Annotated in this window: 17 protein-coding genes; 3 read left to right on the top strand and 14 right to left on the bottom strand. The window is 50.9% G+C overall.

The window, feature by feature from the left end; translation table 11 throughout:
* Positions 1-154: 154 nt before the first annotated feature.
* The 3 genes from dxs to xseB are packed head-to-tail and all read right to left on the bottom strand — an operon-like array spanning position 155 to position 3,183.
* Positions 155-2,017 carry a 1-deoxy-D-xylulose-5-phosphate synthase gene (gene dxs, locus QZF50_RS02755; protein WP_001583256.1) on the bottom strand — a complete coding sequence of 621 codons (1,863 nt, stop codon included), beginning with the start codon at positions 2,015-2,017 and terminating at the stop codon, positions 155-157.
* Positions 2,018-2,041: 24 nt separating this feature from the next.
* On the bottom strand, positions 2,042-2,941 hold the full coding sequence (gene ispA / locus QZF50_RS02750; protein WP_000347217.1) for a (2E,6E)-farnesyl diphosphate synthase: 900 nt from the start codon (positions 2,939-2,941) through the stop codon (positions 2,042-2,044).
* On the bottom strand, positions 2,941-3,183 hold the full coding sequence (gene xseB, locus QZF50_RS02745) for an exodeoxyribonuclease VII small subunit (protein ID WP_001124935.1): 243 nt from the start codon (positions 3,181-3,183) through the stop codon (positions 2,941-2,943). The genes ispA and xseB overlap by 1 nt, the downstream gene beginning before the upstream one ends.
* A 205-nt stretch (positions 3,184-3,388) precedes the next feature.
* On the opposite strand from xseB, the gene thiI reads away from it, so the two are divergent.
* Positions 3,389-4,837, top strand: a complete 1,449-nt coding sequence (thiI, locus tag QZF50_RS02740; protein WP_290388820.1) for a tRNA uracil 4-sulfurtransferase ThiI — start codon at positions 3,389-3,391, stop codon at positions 4,835-4,837.
* Between the two features lie 53 nt (positions 4,838-4,890).
* On the opposite strand, the gene yajL is transcribed toward thiI, so the two are convergent.
* Positions 4,891-5,481: a protein deglycase YajL gene (gene yajL, locus QZF50_RS02735; RefSeq protein ID WP_001276309.1), complete on the bottom strand. Its 591-nt coding sequence runs from the start codon at positions 5,479-5,481 to the stop codon at positions 4,891-4,893.
* A complete protein-coding gene (gene panE / locus QZF50_RS02730; protein WP_000705874.1) occupies positions 5,444-6,355 on the bottom strand; it encodes a 2-dehydropantoate 2-reductase in 912 nt (303 codons plus the stop codon). The genes yajL and panE overlap by 38 nt, the downstream gene beginning before the upstream one ends.
* A 167-nt stretch (positions 6,356-6,522) precedes the next feature.
* Between panE and yajQ the strand changes: the two genes are divergently transcribed.
* The gene (yajQ, locus tag QZF50_RS02725) at positions 6,523-7,014 is read left to right on the top strand and encodes a nucleotide binding protein YajQ (protein ID WP_001138904.1); all 492 of its coding nucleotides are present in this window, start codon (positions 6,523-6,525) and stop codon (positions 7,012-7,014) included.
* Positions 7,015-7,141: 127 nt separating this feature from the next.
* Here the strand turns inward: yajQ and QZF50_RS02720 are convergent, their stop codons facing one another.
* Entirely contained in the window at positions 7,142-8,506 is a 1,365-nt protein-coding gene (locus tag QZF50_RS02720; protein WP_001000960.1) for an MFS transporter, read from the bottom strand.
* A gap of 407 nt (positions 8,507-8,913) precedes the next feature.
* On the opposite strand from QZF50_RS02720, the gene QZF50_RS02715 reads away from it, so the two are divergent.
* On the top strand, positions 8,914-9,849 hold the full coding sequence (locus QZF50_RS02715) for a tetratricopeptide repeat protein (RefSeq protein ID WP_001368479.1): 936 nt from the start codon (positions 8,914-8,916) through the stop codon (positions 9,847-9,849).
* Between the two features lie 55 nt (positions 9,850-9,904).
* Here the strand turns inward: QZF50_RS02715 and QZF50_RS02710 are convergent, their stop codons facing one another.
* From QZF50_RS02710 to ampG, 8 genes are all read right to left on the bottom strand, one after another.
* The gene (locus QZF50_RS02710) at positions 9,905-10,447 is read right to left on the bottom strand and encodes a GNAT family N-acetyltransferase (RefSeq protein WP_000227784.1); all 543 of its coding nucleotides are present in this window, start codon (positions 10,445-10,447) and stop codon (positions 9,905-9,907) included.
* Positions 10,431-10,742 (bottom strand): DUF1778 domain-containing protein, encoded by a 312-nt coding sequence (locus QZF50_RS02705; protein WP_001297137.1) that lies wholly within the window; start codon positions 10,740-10,742, stop codon positions 10,431-10,433. Before QZF50_RS02705 ends, QZF50_RS02710 begins: the two co-directional genes overlap by 17 nt.
* Positions 10,743-10,926: 184 nt before the next feature.
* Positions 10,927-11,817: a heme o synthase gene (gene cyoE / locus QZF50_RS02700; protein ID WP_000971336.1), complete on the bottom strand. Its 891-nt coding sequence runs from the start codon at positions 11,815-11,817 to the stop codon at positions 10,927-10,929.
* An 11-nt stretch (positions 11,818-11,828) separates the two neighbouring features.
* Positions 11,829-12,158 carry a cytochrome o ubiquinol oxidase subunit IV gene (locus tag QZF50_RS02695; RefSeq protein WP_000019869.1) on the bottom strand — a complete coding sequence of 110 codons (330 nt, stop codon included), beginning with the start codon at positions 12,156-12,158 and terminating at the stop codon, positions 11,829-11,831.
* Positions 12,158-12,772: a cytochrome o ubiquinol oxidase subunit III gene (locus QZF50_RS02690; RefSeq protein WP_000179819.1), complete on the bottom strand. Its 615-nt coding sequence runs from the start codon at positions 12,770-12,772 to the stop codon at positions 12,158-12,160. Before QZF50_RS02690 ends, QZF50_RS02695 begins: the two co-directional genes overlap by 1 nt.
* Positions 12,762-14,753: a cytochrome o ubiquinol oxidase subunit I gene (gene cyoB, locus QZF50_RS02685; protein WP_000467180.1), complete on the bottom strand. Its 1,992-nt coding sequence runs from the start codon at positions 14,751-14,753 to the stop codon at positions 12,762-12,764. The genes QZF50_RS02690 and cyoB overlap by 11 nt, the downstream gene beginning before the upstream one ends.
* 21 nt (positions 14,754-14,774) lie before the next feature.
* On the bottom strand, positions 14,775-15,722 hold the full coding sequence (cyoA, locus tag QZF50_RS02680) for a cytochrome o ubiquinol oxidase subunit II (protein ID WP_001239441.1): 948 nt from the start codon (positions 15,720-15,722) through the stop codon (positions 14,775-14,777).
* Positions 15,723-16,181: 459 nt separating this feature from the next.
* Positions 16,182-17,657: a muropeptide MFS transporter AmpG gene (ampG, locus tag QZF50_RS02675; protein WP_000098440.1), complete on the bottom strand. Its 1,476-nt coding sequence runs from the start codon at positions 17,655-17,657 to the stop codon at positions 16,182-16,184.
* Positions 17,658-17,700 lie beyond the last annotated feature (43 nt).

The following is a 17,700-nucleotide window of genomic DNA, read 5'->3' as shown; positions in this document are numbered from 1 at the left end:
TACTTCAAGTTGCATGTGCTGCGGCTGCATTCGTTCACCCCAGTCACTTACTTATGTAAGCTCCTGGGGCTTCACTCGTTTGCCGCCTTCCTGCAACTCGAATTATTTAGAGTCTATGAATAATTTGTTAAGCATAGCAGGAGTGGAGTAGGGATTATGCCAGCCAGGCCATGATTTTGGCTTCCATACCGGCGGCATCGAGGCCGAGTTCGGCGCGCATTTCTTCCTGAGTTCCTTGCGGAATAAAGAAGTCAGGCAGGCCAATGTTCAGCACGGGTACTGGTTTACGATGGGCCATTAGCACTTCGTTCACGCCGCTGCCTGCGCCGCCCATAATGGCGTTTTCTTCTACGGTGACCAGCGCTTCATGGCTGGCGGCCATTTCCAGAATTAACGCTTCATCAAGCGGTTTCACAAAACGCATATCGACCAGCGTGGCGTTCAGCGATTCGGCGACTTTCGCCGCTTCTGGCATCAGCGTACCAAAGTTAAGGATCGCCAGTTTCTCGCCACGACGCTTCACAATGCCTTTGCCAATTGGTAGTTTTTCCAGCGGCGTCAGTTCCACGCCGACCGCGTTGCCACGCGGGTAGCGCACCGCTGACGGGCCATCGTTATAGTGATAGCCGGTATAGAGCATCTGGCGACATTCGTTTTCATCGCTCGGGGTCATAATGACCATTTCCGGTATGCAGCGCAGGTAAGAGAGGTCAAAAGCGCCCTGATGGGTTTGACCGTCAGCACCAACAATGCCCGCGCGGTCGATGGCGAACAGGACCGGGAGCTTTTGAATCGCCACGTCATGCAGCACCTGATCATAGGCGCGTTGCAGGAAAGTGGAGTAAATCGCGACAATGGGTTTGTACCCACCAATCGCCAGACCGGCGGCAAAGGTCACCGCGTGTTGCTCGGCGATTGCCACGTCGAAGTAACGATCCGGGAATTTACGTGAAAACTCGACCATGCCGGAACCTTCACGCATCGCCGGAGTAATCGCCATCAGCTTGTTGTCTTTCGCTGCCGTTTCGCACAACCAGTCGCCAAAGATTTTTGAATAGCTCGGCAAACCGCCGCTACTTTTCGGCAAACAACCGCTGGAGGGATCAAATTTAGGCACGGCGTGGAAAGTGATGGGGTCTTTTTCTGCCGGTTCATAACCACGACCTTTTTTGGTCATGATATGCAGGAACTGCGGGCCTTTCAGGTCGCGCATGTTCTTCAGCGTGGTGATAAGCCCCAGCACATCGTGACCGTCAACCGGGCCGATGTAGTTAAAGCCCAGCTCTTCAAACAACGTGCCAGGCACTACCATGCCTTTAATATGTTCTTCGGTACGTTTGAGCAGCTCTTTAATTGGCGGAACGCCAGAGAAAACTTTTTTCCCGCCTTCGCGCAGCGAAGAGTAAAGCTTACCGGAAAGCAGCTGTGCCAGATGGTTATTGAGCGCGCCGACATTTTCGGAAATCGACATTTCATTGTCGTTGAGGACCACCAGCATATCAGGACGGATATCGCCCGCGTGATTCATCGCTTCAAACGCCATGCCAGCGGTAATCGCGCCATCGCCAATGACACAGACGGTGCGGCGATTTTTGCCTTCTTTCTCGGCAGCAACCGCAATACCAATTCCGGCACTGATGGAGGTTGATGAATGCCCGACGCTTAATACGTCATATTCGCTTTCGCCGCGCCACGGGAACGGGTGCAGGCCGCCTTTCTGACGGATGGTGCCGATTTTGTCGCGGCGTCCGGTCAAAATTTTATGCGGATAAGCCTGATGCCCCACATCCCAAATCAATTGGTCAAACGGGGTGTTGTAGACATAGTGCAGCGCCACGGTCAGTTCGACCGTGCCCAGCCCGGAGGCGAAGTGCCCGCTGGAACGGCTCACGCTGTCGAGTAAATAGCGGCGCAGTTCGTCGCAGAGTTTCGGTAAACTCTCTTTCGGCAACAGTCGTAACTCCTGGGTGGAGTCGACCAGTGCCAGGGTCGGGTATTTGGCAATATCAAAACTCATCAGGGGCCTATTAATACTTATTGTTTATTTATTACGCTGGATGATGTAGTCCGCTAGCGCTTCCAGTGCCGAGGTATCGAGTGATTGTTCAGCCAGTTGTTTCAGCGACTGGCGGGCATCGTCGATCAGATCCCGGGCTTTCTTCCGGGCTTGCTCAAGACCCAGAAGTGCAGGGTAGGTACTTTTACCAAGTTGCTGGTCGGCACCCTGGCGTTTTCCCAACGTTGCAGTATCTCCTACCACATCCAGGATGTCATCCTGAACCTGGAAGGCAAGGCCGATGCTCTCTGCGTACTTGTCGAGTACTGGCAGAGCACGACGCCCTTTATCTCCGGCGCTTAATGCACCAAGGCGAACGGCGGCGCGAATCAATGCGCCGGTTTTATGACGATGAATACGCTCAAGCGCGTCCAGAGGTACGTGTTTGCCTTCCGCGTCTAAATCTAATGCCTGACCACCGCACATTCCGGCAATACCGCTGGCGCTCGCCAGTTCAGAAATCATCGAAATTCTGTCGCGATCCGACACTTCCGGCATATCAGCATCGCTTAGAATCGAGAACGCCAGCGTTTGTAAAGCGTCGCCAGCGAGAATCGCGTTTGCTTCGCCAAACTTCACATGGCAGGTCGGCAAACCGCGACGCAGATCGTCATCATCCATCGCCGGTAAATCATCATGAATTAATGAGTAAGCGTGGATACACTCTACGGCGGCAGCGGGTGCGTCCAGCGTGTTTGTGCTAACGCCGAACATATGACCGGTGGCATAAACCAGAAAAGGTCGCAGGCGCTTACCACCTAATAATGCGCCATACTGCATGGTTTCGACCACGGGAGTGTTCTGAAAGGGCAGTGGGGCGATAAAACGGCTCAGCGCCTGGTTGGCCTGCTTAACGCAGGCTTCGAGTTGCTGCGGAAAGTCCATTACTCATTGTCCGGTGTAAAAGGGGTTAGAGAGGCGTCTTCATTGTCAGACAGCAGAATTTGTACGCGCTGTTCGGCTTGTTGTAATTTGGCCTGCCCCTGACGTGCCAGCTGCACGCCGCGTTCGAACTCGTTCAGCGCCTCTTCCAGCGGCAGGTCGCCACTTTCCAGACGGGTTACAATCTGTTCCAGCTCGCTCAGCGCCTTTTCAAAGCTGGCGGGAGCCTCATTTTTCTTCGGCATAATGAATGTCTGACTCTCAATATTTTTCGCCCCGTCATGGTAACGGACTCAGGGCAAATAGCAAATAACGCGCAATGGTAAGGTGATGTGCGCAGCAAAGCGATGTTAGTGGTATACTTCCGCGCCTGGATGCAGCCGCAGGTGTGGGCTGCTGTATTTTTCCCTATACAAGTCGCTTAAGGCTTGCCAACGAACCATTGCCGCCATGAAGTTTATCATTAAATTGTTCCCGGAAATCACCATCAAAAGCCAATCTGTGCGCTTGCGCTTTATAAAAATCCTTACCGGGAACATTCGTAACGTTTTAAAGCACTATGATGAGACGCTCGCTGTCGTCCGCCACTGGGATAACATCGAAGTTCGCGCAAAAGATGAAAACCAGCGTCTGGCTATTCGCGACGCCCTGACCCGTATTCCGGGTATCCACCATATTCTCGAAGTCGAAGACGTGCCGTTTACCGACATGCACGATATTTTTGAGAAAGCGTTGGTTCAGTATCGCGATCAGCTGGAAGGCAAAACCTTCTGCGTACGCGTGAAGCGCCGTGGCAAACATGATTTTAGCTCGATTGATGTGGAACGTTACGTCGGCGGCGGTTTAAATCAGCATATTGAGTCCGCGCGCGTGAAGCTGACCAATCCGGAAGTGACTGTCCATCTGGAAGTGGAAGACGATCGTCTCCTGCTGATTAAAGGCCGCTACGAAGGTATTGGCGGTTTCCCGATCGGCACCCAGGAAGATGTGCTGTCGCTCATTTCCGGTGGTTTCGACTCCGGTGTTTCCAGTTATATGTTGATGCGTCGCGGCTGCCGCGTGCATTACTGTTTCTTTAACCTTGGCGGCGCGGCGCATGAAATTGGCGTGCGTCAGGTGGCGCATTATCTGTGGAACCGTTTTGGCAGCTCCCACCGCGTGCGTTTTGTCGCTATTAATTTCGAACCGGTCGTCGGGGAAATTCTCGAGAAAATCGACGACGGTCAGATGGGCGTTATCCTCAAACGTATGATGGTGCGTGCCGCGTCTAAAGTGGCTGAACGTTACGGCGTACAGGCGCTGGTCACCGGCGAAGCGCTCGGCCAGGTGTCCAGTCAGACGCTGACCAACCTGCGCCTGATTGATAACGTCTCCGATACGCTGATCCTGCGTCCGCTGATTTCTTACGACAAAGAGCACATCATCAACCTGGCTCGCCAGATTGGCACCGAAGACTTTGCTCGCACGATGCCGGAATATTGCGGTGTTATCTCCAAAAGCCCGACGGTGAAAGCGGTTAAGTCGAAGATTGAAGCGGAAGAAGAGAAATTCGACTTCAGCATTCGCGATAAAGTGGTTGAAGAAGCGAATAACGTTGATATCCGCGAAATCGCCCAGCAGACCGAGCAGGAAGTGGTGGAAGTGGAAACCGTCAATGGCTTCGGCCCGAACGACGTGATCCTCGATATCCGTTCTATCGATGAACAGGAAGATAAGCCACTGAAAGTCGAAGGGATTGATGTAGTTTCTCTGCCGTTCTATAAACTGAGCACCAAGTTTGGCGATCTCGACCAGAACAGAACCTGGCTACTGTGGTGTGAGCGCGGGGTGATGAGCCGTCTGCAGGCGCTCTATCTGCGCGAGCAGGGCTTTAACAATGTGAAGGTATATCGCCCGTAATTTGTGGTTGTAACGTCGCATCTGGTCAGATGCGACGCTTACCGCATCCGACACTACTCGTAATAATTATAAATCCCTGCCGCCATCACCAGTTGTGATGCCACTTCATGGGCTTTCTCGCGCCCAACCAGCAGGTCGATAATTTTCAGACCAAAGTCGATAGCTGTCCCCGGCCCCTGGCTGGTCAGCAATTTTACCCGTGCATCCCAGACGACGCGCTTGTCCTGCCATTGTTCAGCGGGAATTTTGTCTTTCAGCGTCGGGAAGCCGGTCATATTACCAATCGGGAAGATATCGTGCGGCACCAGCACGGTGGCTGGCGCGGCGCAAATAGCCGCGACGATACGCCCGGAACGGTGGAACTGTTTAACGGTTTCAACCAGCAGGGTACTATCGCGAAAACACTCTGCGCCTTTAATGCCACCAGGCAGTACGATCACGTCATATTCGCCATCAGCCACCTCGACCAGCGGCGCATCCGCCAGCAGCTTCACGCCGCGCGAGCAGGTAATGGCCAGGTTGCCATCGCTGGCGACGCTGGCAGTGGTGACTTTGATACCGCCGCGAACCAGCAGATCGATAGTGGTGACGGCTTCAGTCTCTTCACTACCAGGGGCGAGGCAAACCAGTGCCGATGCGCTCATATTCACTCTCCTTTCTTTTTACCATTTCAAACAGGCGGGTGTTTTCCGGTACGGCAATCCCATGCGCGCGGGCGCGGCGTAAGAGAAAACCATTGATATAGTCGATTTCGGTGTGGCGCAGCGCGCGGATATCCTGCAACATCGACGAGATATTTTCCGCTGTGGCATCAATCACCTGCATCACGTAATCACGCAAATCTTCTGCTGAAGTATGATGCCCTTCGCGCTCGATCACTGCCGCGACTTCTTCGCATATCTGCATAATTTCTTGCGGATGATGACGTAATTCACCATTCGGGCAATTCCAGATGGCGGTCAGTGGATTAATCACACAGTTGACGGCCAGCTTGCGCCACAGCTCGGCGCGAATATTGTTATGCCAGGCAACGTCAGGCAACACGGTTTGCAAAATATCCGCCAGATAACTGTAATCGCCATCCTGTTGCCGTGCCGGACCAATATGCGTGATTCCGTTTGCCACATGAATAATGACATTGCCGTCGCGGCGGGCGGCATGGGTGGTGGTGCCCATCAGTAATGGCTGCTGAATGTTTTGCAACTCTTCGATGGTGCCCATGCCGTTGTGAATTAACAGTATTGGCGTGGTTACAGGCAGTGTGGACGCGAGGCTTTTGACGGCATCGTAAACCTGCCATGCTTTCAGCGTCACCAGGAGCAGATCGCTGGTGGCAAGAAAATCGGGATCGTTGGCGGTCAGCGATTCGTTAAATATCGAACCATCAGTCTCAACCAGATTCACACTACAATAAGGTTGCGGTACGCGCAGCCAGCCCTGAACTTCGTGACCCTGTTTACAAAGTGCTGTAAGCCATAATTGCCCTAAGGCACCGCATCCCAATACGGTAATTTTCATTGTTCCTCCTCACCCGCAACCACTCCGGGTGTTCAATAAGGCTATCCCTTAATTGTGCATGCTGTTGCGACTATGCACAATTAAGGGATACTTCCTGGTGCAGGACTGTTGGTTATTTAACTTTGCAGGTATTATGCTTCGCATCAAAAATGAAGGGAGAGGAAAAGATGCCATCTTTCGATATTGTCTCTGAAGTTGATCTTCAGGAAGCACGTAACGCGGTCGATAACGCGAGTCGCGAAGTGGAGTCCCGTTTTGACTTCCGTAACGTTGAAGCCTCATTTGAGCTGAACGACGCCAGCAAAACCATCAAAGTGTTGAGCGAGTCCGACTTCCAGGTCAATCAGTTGCTGGATATTCTGCGTGCCAAGCTGCTGAAGCGCGGCATTGAAGGCAGTTCACTGGATGTACCGGAAAATATCGTTCATAGCGGTAAAACCTGGTTTGTGGAAGCGAAACTGAAACAGGGCATTGAGAGCGCGACCCAGAAGAAAATCGTCAAGATGATCAAAGACAGCAAACTGAAAGTGCAGGCGCAAATTCAGGGCGATGAAATCCGCGTAACGGGCAAATCTCGTGATGATTTGCAGGCTGTCATGGCGATGGTACGTGGTGGCGATCTCGGTCAGCCGTTCCAGTTCAAAAACTTCCGCGATTAATCGCGACTATGTGCGTTTTGTTCATGTCAGATGCGGCATGAACGCCTGATTCGGCCTACAAAGGTTTGTAATTCAGAAACTTTGTAGGCCTGATAAGCGTAGCGCAGCAGGCAATTCGCCGCGTTTTTTATGCCTGACGAATTGCCTGTTCTATCTCAAAGCGATTCGTCACTTTGCTGTCGATTTTCACATAAGCTGAATGTTCTTCTTCTGCAATCAACACTTCTTTGATGCCTTCAGTTTCCAGCAAACGCACTTTTAACGCCTCGTTTGCGGCAATGTTCGCCGGGATTTCAATGCGCAAACTGCTGACATACGGCGGTTCTTTCATGGTACTGGCGACTGTCAGCCACACTGCGGCCAGCATTGCGCCAGCGAGAAATACCCCCTGACCGTCAAACATGCCGTCAATCCAGCCGCCCAGCGAACCGCCAATCGCCACGCCAAGAAACTGGCTGGTGGAGTAAACACCCATCGCCGTACCTTTGTAACCTGCTGGCGACTCTTTACTGATAAGTGAGGGCAGGAGGGCTTCCATCAAATTAAACGCCACAAAGAAAAGCTGCACGCCGACCACCAGTTGCCAGAACTGCGTTTGCGCGTTCCACAACACAATTTCCGCAACCACGATCAACCCGACGCAGAAGACAAAGACTTGCTTCATTTTGCGCTTAACTTCAGCGTAGATAATGAAAGGCACGACCGAGCCAAAGGCGATTAGCATTGTCGCCAGATAGACCTTCCAGTGTTCAGCCGCCGGGAACCCTGCATCAGCCAGTTGTCCGGGCAGGGCAACAAACGTCGACATCAGCAAAATATGCAGACACATAATGCCAAAGTTGAGTTTCAGCAGCCGCGGTTCCGCCAGCACTTTACTGAAACTGCCTTTCACCATTCCGGACTCACGATTAAGTACGTGAGTGCTACTGTTGGGCACAACCCAAATGGTCAACGCAATGCCGGTCGTTGCCAGAATAGCGATCATCCAGAACAGCGCGTGCAGCCCAAGTTTGTGAGTGATGATCGGGCCAAGCACCATCGCAATAGCAAAGGTAATGCCAAAGCTCACGCCGATAAACGCCATCGCTTTGGTGCGGTTTTGTTCGCGCGTGAGATCGGAAAGCAGCGCCATAACGGCGGCGGCAATTGCTCCAGAGCCTTGTAGCGCCCGGCCCAGAATAATTCCCCAGATGGAGTCGGAAAGCGCAGCGATAACGCTACCGGCGGCAAACACCGCCAGCCCACCGACAATTAATGGTTTGCGACCAATGCGGTCGGAAAGCAGGCCAAACGGAATCTGAAAAACGGCCTGAGTCAGACCATAAATACCAATGGCAATACCGATTAATGCTTCGCTGGCACCTTGCAGAGCCATGCCGTACGTGGTCAGAACCGGCAGAACCATAAACATGCCCAGCATGCGCAACGAGAATACGGTCCCTAAACCCCAGGTCGCGCGCCTCTCACCTGGCGTCATTTTATAATCGTTCATTACCACCCCTTAAAAAAATGCCCACATAGTGTAGTGCGGAGCGCATGTTGGGTAAACAGAGTGTTAATGAGAAAATATTACAGAGGAGAGTAATTTGTGTGTCAGGTATGTTTTTTTGCATTCATAAAATGAATGCTCTATATGTTGAAAAAATGAATTTTAAAACTAAATAGTTTTACATCAAAAAAGTAATAATATCATTTCTTGATTGCTATGTGCATTTTTTATCTTACGAATATGCTAGTTTTATCTCACTAAATAAACGATTTGGTGACATGGATGATAATGTTTCAGGCTAAATGTGTGCTTATTACTTGGACCTTTATGGCACTGTATTTATTCATTAAATGGATGTTTGGTGGTTAATTATTATGGAAATATATGACAGTGAGGACATAAAGGTATACATGTTAACTAAAAGAATATTATTTTCTGTAATGCTGATAGTTTCACCAAGCGTGGTGGCCAGCGAGAAAGCGCATGAATTGTATGACAGCATATACGGTGGTAAACCTGCTCCCGATGTTATAAATACACTGCATAAAATGGCTGAATCGGGAGATATCGACGCGCAGAGCCTGTTAGGCTGGGAATATTATCAGCCTCGTTATGATACCAAACCTGATGTTCAGGAAGCGATTAAATGGTTCGAGTTAGCGGCTAAACAAGGTGACAGAGAAGCTCCGTTAGCGCTGGGGGGTATCTACTACGACGGTGAGCAGGTGCGGGTGGATTATGCCAAAGCGTATGCACTATTTAATCAGGCCGCGCAGCACGGTGTGAATTTAGCATGGTCCAGGTTGGGCATTATGTACGCCAATGGTCAGTATGTTGAGGTAGATTGTAAGAAAGCGAAGGAATATCTTGATAAAGGTGTCCACATTTATGGTGGCCCAGAAAACTTTCTGGCTACTTGTCGAAAAGACATGATTGACAGAAAAACGGTTGACGATACGTTACCCGTGATTACGGTTACCCGTTCTGGGATGCGAGATAATTTTTTAGATAAAGGTTTTTCCTGCATGGATAGCCTCTTCGCCACCACCAATAAATTAGGCGAAGTGGCCAATCTTCGCGTGACATTCAGCATTCGTCGCCCATCCGGTAAGGAGATTAACCAAACGGTTGGCTTCGCGCCTTTCGGTTTAAACCGGCTGAATATTAGCTTTACTGATTACCTATTTGGTTCATTTACCAGTAATTCGTCTCTTATTCTTTATAAACCGGAATTTGAGCGAAAATCTTGTGCAACTGTAAGGACCACAATCGTTGCCGCAACGGCAACCATTAACGGCAAGGATGTGGAGTTGCTGAAAGCGGGGGCAATTGAACAAAAGTGGTAACGCTGCTCAGCCCCCGGCTGAGGCAAAACTTGCCCTGGCGGGTGGCGATAATAATCTAAGCCGCGAGAATATGCTGAATCGCCAAAAACATAGGTACAGCACCAAAAGCATTTGGTGTCGCTGAAAGCTGAACAAAGCCGAGACGAGCATAAAAATTAATGGCGGCAGGGTCAGCATCAAGATAAACCCCTTTAATTGGTAATGCCTGGTGAATTATTTTTACATGTTCAAAAAAATCACATAGTAGGTCCTGACCAAAGCCCCGCTTTTGATACTTCCGTGCTACCCCCAACATGACTAATCTGACAACACCAATTTCTGAAGGTTGTGAACCCTGAAGGACGCCAGAAACGCGTTGTTTTTCCAGCGAATATGCCGTAAAAGTACAGATGCCGATCAGTTCACCACTTTGTCTGTCAATAAGTGCTTTAGCCGCACAGTCGCTATTACGCACACTTTTCTTTAGCGATGCGCGTACAAATTTATCGATAACAGGGTTACCGCAATCAAACTGTTTTTGCCCAGGATAAGTAATATCAGACTGATAATTACAGGAGAGGACTATGGGCAGAGTAATCTCTTCATGCTTGTCGACCATCGCTGTTTTTCCTTTTCATTAACGCCTTGAGGGCGAGCGTCGGTTGAGCAGGTTCAGCGATGAGTTGGTTCATCAGTTCCCAGCTTTGATTCGAAAGCTCACGGCGACGTTGGTTATCAAGCACACTTTCGGCGCGTTCCATAGCAGCGCTCAAAATAAAAGCGCTTAAATCTACCCCAACGGCTTGCGCAGCTTCACGAAGTTTGTTTTTGGCGTCGGGACTAGTTTTGAGTTCGACCCGCGCATTTTTCAGCGTTTTATCGACATCGGGTAGAGTGGCTGTTTTTCCAGGCATTATGACCTCTTTGATTAACTGAATGAAATCGTAGGGAGTCGATCTCATACATAATACGGCTATCAACCGTATGATTAATTTATGTTCATCTGCTCACTCTGTCAAGACATACGGTTATTAGCCGTATCTCTGATCTCAGACAATAAAAAAGGTGCCGTAGCACCTTTTTAATAGAGAGGTTTTGTTACCACACAGCAGCCAGCAGCGTATGCGAGTCCGGTACCATAAAATCAACGGACATCATCACCGAGAGGGCAGTGATGGCGATGATAGAGAAGCCGAACAGCTTGCGCGCCCAGATTCTGTCATCAGCAACTTTATAACCGCGCAGAGCCATACCTAACCACCAGACGCTAACCGCCGCGGCGACCACCAGATATTTATATCCAGCGTAACCGCCAAGAGAGAGCATCAGCGTGGCAACGGCAAAGGCGATGATATACAGCGTGATGTGATTCTTCGCCACCGAAATGCCTTTTACCACTGGCAATACCGGAATGTTTGCCGCCTGGTAATCCTTAAAGCGGAAAATGGCGATGGCATAGGAGTGAGGCATCTGCCACAGGCTGAAGATAGCCAGCAGGATCGCTGCGCCGCTATCGAACTCGCCGGTTACTGCACAGTAGCCAATCACCGGCGGCGCAGCGCCGGAGAGCGAACCAATCAATGTGCCGTAGACTGAGTGGCGTTTCATGTACAGGCTATAGACGCCGACATAAACCACAAAGCCCATCACCCCCAGCCAGCAGGCCAGCGGATTCGCGCCAAACCACAGCAGCATAAAGCCAGCAATACCCAGCAAGGTGGCGTACACCAGCGAGACAGCAGGAGAGATCAGGCCTTTAACCAGCACCCGATTCTTCGTCCTTTCCATCTTTCTGTCGATATCCCTGTCGATGTAGTTGTTAAACACACAACCCGACGCCACAACCAGTGACACCCCAACCAGCGTGTAGATAAACAGGGGATAATCAATGCTGCCCTTTGAGGCCAGCAGGAATCCCCCAATCACCGAGATCAGGTTGCCAAAGATGATGCCTGGTTTCGTTACTTGCAGGTATTGCTTAAACATCATAACCGCCGCTCTTAGTGCATCATCATGTTGTAGTTGAGGTTCCACATAATCCAGATGGAGCCTACAACCAGGATAGCGATGATTAGCACGGTGAAGACAAACGCCGTCATGTTCCAGCCTTCATCTGATTTGGTATTCATGTGCAGGAAGCACACCAGATGCACCAGAACCTGTACCACTGCCATTGCCAGGATTGTTCCCAGAATTACGGCCGGAGAGGCAGCCCCTGTCATCACCATCCAGAACGGAATCACCGTCAGAATGATCGACAGGATAAAGCCTGTCATGTAGGTTTTTACGCTGCCATGGGACGCGCCGCTGTGATCGGTAGAATGACTCATTACATCGCCCCCATCAGATAAACAACAGTGAACACACAGATCCAAACCACATCCAGGAAGTGCCAGAACAGGCTCAGGCACATGATGCGGGTACGGTTAGTGCTGGTCAGGCCGCGACGAGCGATTTGTACCATCAGCACCGCCATCCAGATAAGACCGGAAGTGACGTGCAGACCGTGCGTGCCGACCAGCGCAAAGAACGCTGACAGGAAGCCGCTGCGATCCGGACCCATGCCGTTAACAATCAGGTGATGGAATTCGTAGATTTCCATCCCGATAAATCCGGCACCAAACAACCAGGTCAACGCCAGCCAGGAGATAACCTGGCTTTTGTTGTTTTTGTACATGGCGATAGCCGCCATGCCGTAGGTGATGGAGCTGAACAACAGCAAGAAAGTTTCAACCAGAACGAACGGCAGTTCGAAAATGTCCTTACCTGTCGGACCGCCTGCGGTGCCGTTCACCAGAACGGCATAGGTAGCAAACAAGATTGAGAACAGAATGCAGTCGCTCATCAGGTAGATCCAAAATCCGAAGATTTTGGTTCCGCCTGCATCGTGGTGCCCGTGTTCGTGCGCGTGGGCAGTCGCGTGCGTCAAAGTATCAGTTGCCATTTTTCAGCCCTGCCTTAGTAATCTCATCGAAATGCTGGTTTTCCAGTTTTTCGATTTCTGCCACCGGCACGTAGTAATCCACGTCCTCGTCGAAGCTTTTCACGATCCAGGTGATGATCATGCCTGCGAAGCCAACAATCGCCAGCCACCAGATATGCCAGATCATGGCGAAACCGAAGATGGTGGAGAAAGCTGCAATGACGATACCTGCACCGCTGTTTTTCGGCATATGAATTTCTTCATAGTGGTCAGGCTTTTTATACGCTTCGCCTTTCTCTTTCATTTCCCAGAATGCATCACGCTCGTGAACGTGCGGCACAACGGCAAAGTTATAGAACGGAGGCGGGGAAGAGGTTGCCCACTCCAGCGTACGGCCACCCCACGGGTCGCCAGTCAGGTCACGGTTCTGGTCGCGGTCGCGAATAGAAACGTACATCTGAATAACGAGGCAGAGAATACCCAGCGCAATCAGTACTGCACCGCTAGCTGCAATCATCAGCATGGTGTGGAACTGCGGGTCAATCTGCTGGCTCAAACGACGGGTCATGCCCATGAAGCCCAGCGCATACAGCGGCATAAAGGCAACGAAGAAGCCGATGATCCAGAACCAGAACGCGCGTTTACCCCAGGTTTCATTCAGTTTGAAACCGAATGCTTTAGGCCACCAGTAGGTCATCCCTGCGAAGCAGCCGAAGACCACGCCGCCGATGATAACGTTATGGAAGTGCGCAATCAGGAACAGGCTGTTATGCAGAACGAAGTCCGCGCCCGGTACTGCCAGCAGCACGCCAGTCATCCCGCCCACCGAGAAAGTGACGATAAAACCGATGGTCCACAGCATCGCAGAATGGAACACGATGCGGCCCTGATACATGGTGAACAGCCAGTTGAAGATCTTCACCCCGGTCGGGATGGCGATAATCATTGTGGTGATACCAAAGAAGGCGTTTACGTTCGCGCCCGCACCCATCGTAAAGAAGTGGTGCAGCCAAACGATGAACGACAGCACGGTGATACAGACGGTTGCCCATACCAGCGAGGTATAACCAAACAGACGTTTACGCGAGAAGGTTGCCGCAATTTCGGAGAACACACCGAAAACAGGCAGGATCAGGATGTAAACTTCCGGGTGGCCCCAGGCCCAAATCAGGTTGATGTACATCATCATGTTGCCACCCATATCGTTGGTAAAGAAATGGGTGCCCAGATAGCGATCCAGGGTCAACAACGCGACGGTAACCGTCAGAATTGGGAAGGAAGCAATAATCAGTACGTTCGCGCACAGTGATGCCCAGGTAAATACTGGCATCTTGAACATGGTCATGCCCGGTGCGCGCATCTTCAGAATGGTAACGAAGAAGTTGATACCGGTAAGCGTCGTACCTATACCGGATAGCTGGAGACTCCATATCCAGTAATCAACACCGACTCCCGGACTGTACTCTATTCCCGATAGCGGTGGATAGGCCAGCCAGCCGGTCTGCGCAAATTCGCCCACGCCGAGAGAAACGTTAACCAGAATCACACCAACAACAGTAAACCAGAAGCTTAAGTTGTTGAGGAACGGGAACGCAACGTCACGCGCGCCGATCTGCAGCGGAACCACCAGGTTCATCAGACCGATAACGAAAGGCATCGCCACGAAGAAGATCATAATCACGCCGTGCGCGGTGAAGATCTGATCGTAGTGGTGAGGTGGCAGGAAGCCCGCTTCACCCGCCGAGGCAAGAGCCTGCTGGCTACGCATCATAATGGCGTCAGCAAAACCACGCAGCAACATCACAATCGCCACGATGATATACATGATACCGAGGCGTTTATGGTCGACGGAGGTCAGCCACTCTTTCCACAGGTAGGTCCACTTACCGAAGTAAGTGATCAGGCCAACGAGCGCCAGACCTCCCAAAATAATGCCAGCGATCGTAACCATGACGATAGGTTCATGGAACGGGACTGCATCAAGTGATAATTTTCCGAACATCTTTATTCTTCCTCAACCCCTTTAATGGGCGGATTCCGCGTGGCTCATGTCCATGCCTTCCATACCTTCGTGTGCACTGTGCTCACCTTCTGGCTGGGTCATGTCCATGCTCTTACCGTGAGCCATAAACTTGTTAATCACATCGGCAAACAAGTCTGGTTTCACGTTGGAGAAATATTCCACCTGGTTGTATTCGCTAGGCGCGGCCAGTTTTTCGAACGCAGCCATGTCAGACATGGTGTTCGGCGACTGTTTCGCTTTTGCGACCCATTGGTCGAATTCGGCGCGATCCGGTGTTGCAATAGCTTTGAACTTCATGCCTGAGAAGCCCGGCCCGCTGTAGCTGGCGGAGATACCGTCATAAGTACCGGGTTCGTTGGCGATCAGATGCAGGCGAGTCTGCATACCGGCCATGGCATAAATCTGGCTACCCAGACGCGGAATGAAGAAGGAGTTCATCACGGAGTTGGAGGTCACTTTGAAGTACACCGGAGTGTTCGCCGGGAAAGCGATTTCATTCACGGTAGCAATGCCCTGTTCCGGGTAGATGAAGAACCATTTCCAGTCCATGGAAACCACTTCGATGGTAATGGGCTTCTCGTCGTGTGCCAGCGGCTTGCTAGGCTCAAGAGCGTGAGTGGTTTTCCAGGTCAGTACCGCAAGGAAGATGATGATTAAGATAGGTACCGTCCAGACCACAGCTTCCACTTTATTGGAGTGTGACCAGTTCGGGCTGTACTTAGCATCTTTATTGCTCGCACGATACTTCCAGGCGAAACCAACAGCCATCAAGATTGCGGGAATAACGACAATCAACATCAGGCCAAATGCCGTCAGTATCAGTGAACGTTGCTCCAGACCAATCTGTCCTTTGGGATCTAACAGCGCAGAATTACAGCCACTGAGCAATACAGTGCCTGCAAATAATGACAACCATCCCAAACTTTTATTGTATTTCCTGAGTCTCATTTAACGACCTCAATTCCACGGGATCTGGTGGCGTTTAAAGTGTGTGGGCATTTTACGGGAAGGTTACATTACTGTAAACATGATTAAATTCCTGTTACTTGGATTTGGCTGTCAGGTCACATATGTTGCAAAACATATCAAGTTGATTTTAAGAAGCTGTTGCAAAAGGGCGTTATAACGAAAGGGGAGTGCAGAAGGAGTTTGGACGGGCAATTGGTATAACCAATACAAAATAAAACAATTATTTAACAAATAATTATCATTAAGGTGACAACTGGGTAGTGAGAAAATAAAAACTAATTAGCTGAATCGTGTAAGAAAAATAGAATTCATAAATAGCGTCAATAATTTCCAAACGCTAAGCCGCACAAAAGAACAAATATTATTAAGCGATACTGATGTTTATTTAGCCGTAATAATTACGGCGAGTGATTACTACAGCTAAATAATATTTACAGATTACGTCAGATGCGTTTTTCGTAGAGCCAGATAATCCAGCAAACCACCAAGCACGACGCCAGAAAGGGCGACTAAAACCCCGACTTCCAGCAGAGCAGGCAGGAAAGAGAAGTGCGTCAAATCCAGCGTGTCCATCGTCAACAGCAGTAACCACACGGCCAACAGGCTGACGCCCGCCGCCAGTGTCCACATGGCAAAGGCATAACCTGCCGGATATTCGGTACGGGAGATAAAGTTGTCATTTACTCGTGTATATTCAAGCGTCTGGCGGCAAACCAGCAGCAAAATAAGCCCCGGTACGGCAGCGGCGACGGAGAATAGATAGAATGTCGACCAGCCGTGTGCTTCAACAAACCAACCCGCCACGGGGCCGACATAAACTCGTCCTACAGCGGAAAGCGCTGAGAGCAGGGCAAATTGAGTAGCGGAAAATGACTTATTACACAGCGTCATTAACAGCGCGACAAAGGCTGATGTGCCCATCCCGCCACAGAGGTTTTCGAAAAAGACGGCTGCGCCCATGCTGTAGAGATGCTTATCAGTAATCGACAGCAGCCAGTAACCAGCGTTAGACGCACCTTGTAAAATGCCGAAAATCAGCAGCGCCCGGAACAGCGACAGGCGCTGCATCAAAATCCCACCGTACAATGCGCCAACAATGGTCGCCAGTAAGCCAAGCGTTTTGTTAACCACGCCTACTTCACCCGCATCAAACCCGACGCCGCGAATCAAAAACGTGGTTGTCAGGCTCATGGCGAATGCGTCGCCCAGCTTATACAGCACGATAAGAAGCAAAATAAGCCAGGCATTATTGCGACCAAAGAAATCTCGCAGAGGTGCAACAACCGCTTGTTCCAGCGTTTTTGGCACAGGAATGGTGTCGGTCGGTTCTGGTGCAAGCAACGTCGCGATAATACAGGGGATCAACAGCGCCGCCATCAACCAGTACATGCCCTGCCAGCCCAGCCATTTATCTGCCAGCCACAGGGCTAAGCCGCCGGAAACCAGCATCCCTAAACGGTAACCCAGAACGCTGATTGCCGCGCCCGCACCACGTTCTTCTGCCGGGAGCACATCGGTTTTCCACGCATCGAAGACAATATCCTGGGAGGCAGAGCAAAAAGCGATCACCACTGCCAGTGCCGCCATCCAGCGGAGTTGGGTGCCTGGTTCGAGAAAACCCATCGCCGCAATGGCGACTAATAACAGGATTTGCGTGGCGAGCAGCCAACCGCGCCGCCGCCCAAAAAATGGGGGCGTGTAGCGGTCCATCAGCGGTGACCAGAGGAATTTAAAAACGTAAGCCTGGCCTACCAGAGAGAAGAAACCAATGGTTTTGAGATCGATATTCTCGACCGTCATCCAGGCCTGTAAGGTGCCGGATGTCAGGGCGAGCGGTAGCCCGGAAGCAAAACCCAGGATCAGCAATATGGCTGAACGCGGCTGTTGAAAAATACGTAAATATTGACTGGACATGGGCGTCTACAGGCCCGGCTTGCACCGGGCCAGAGGGCAGAAA

The sequence above is a fragment of the uncultured Escherichia sp. genome (assembly GCF_948475835.1).
Lineage (GTDB): Bacteria > Pseudomonadota > Gammaproteobacteria > Enterobacterales > Enterobacteriaceae > ECMA0423.
Note: the sequence above shows the minus strand (reverse complement) of the source record. Positions and strands in the feature narration are given on the sequence as shown.

What these genes read in the sequence shown, in the direction of transcription:
- ampG (WP_000098440.1), bottom strand. Translation starts at nt 17,657, where the DNA reads ATGTCCAGTCAATATTTACGTATTTTTCAACAGCCGCGTTCAGCCATA.
- yajL (WP_001276309.1), bottom strand. Translation starts at nt 5,481, where the DNA reads ATGAGCGCATCGGCACTGGTTTGCCTCGCCCCTGGTAGTGAAGAGACT.
- QZF50_RS02695 (WP_000019869.1), bottom strand. Translation starts at nt 12,158, where the DNA reads ATGAGTCATTCTACCGATCACAGCGGCGCGTCCCATGGCAGCGTAAAA.
- panE (WP_000705874.1), bottom strand. Translation starts at nt 6,355, where the DNA reads ATGAAAATTACCGTATTGGGATGCGGTGCCTTAGGGCAATTATGGCTT.
- cyoA (WP_001239441.1), bottom strand. Translation starts at nt 15,722, where the DNA reads ATGAGACTCAGGAAATACAATAAAAGTTTGGGATGGTTGTCATTATTT.
- QZF50_RS02710 (WP_000227784.1), bottom strand. Translation starts at nt 10,447, where the DNA reads ATGGTCGACAAGCATGAAGAGATTACTCTGCCCATAGTCCTCTCCTGT.
- QZF50_RS02720 (WP_001000960.1), bottom strand. Translation starts at nt 8,506, where the DNA reads ATGAACGATTATAAAATGACGCCAGGTGAGAGGCGCGCGACCTGGGGT.
- thiI (WP_290388820.1), top strand. Translation starts at nt 3,389, where the DNA reads ATGAAGTTTATCATTAAATTGTTCCCGGAAATCACCATCAAAAGCCAA.
- ispA (WP_000347217.1), bottom strand. Translation starts at nt 2,941, where the DNA reads ATGGACTTTCCGCAGCAACTCGAAGCCTGCGTTAAGCAGGCCAACCAG.
- cyoE (WP_000971336.1), bottom strand. Translation starts at nt 11,817, where the DNA reads ATGATGTTTAAGCAATACCTGCAAGTAACGAAACCAGGCATCATCTTT.
- yajQ (WP_001138904.1), top strand. Translation starts at nt 6,523, where the DNA reads ATGCCATCTTTCGATATTGTCTCTGAAGTTGATCTTCAGGAAGCACGT.
- QZF50_RS02705 (WP_001297137.1), bottom strand. Translation starts at nt 10,742, where the DNA reads ATGCCTGGAAAAACAGCCACTCTACCCGATGTCGATAAAACGCTGAAA.
- dxs (WP_001583256.1), bottom strand. Translation starts at nt 2,017, where the DNA reads ATGAGTTTTGATATTGCCAAATACCCGACCCTGGCACTGGTCGACTCC.
- cyoB (WP_000467180.1), bottom strand. Translation starts at nt 14,753, where the DNA reads ATGTTCGGAAAATTATCACTTGATGCAGTCCCGTTCCATGAACCTATC.
- QZF50_RS02690 (WP_000179819.1), bottom strand. Translation starts at nt 12,772, where the DNA reads ATGGCAACTGATACTTTGACGCACGCGACTGCCCACGCGCACGAACAC.
- QZF50_RS02715 (WP_001368479.1), top strand. Translation starts at nt 8,914, where the DNA reads ATGTTAACTAAAAGAATATTATTTTCTGTAATGCTGATAGTTTCACCA.
- xseB (WP_001124935.1), bottom strand. Translation starts at nt 3,183, where the DNA reads ATGCCGAAGAAAAATGAGGCTCCCGCCAGCTTTGAAAAGGCGCTGAGC.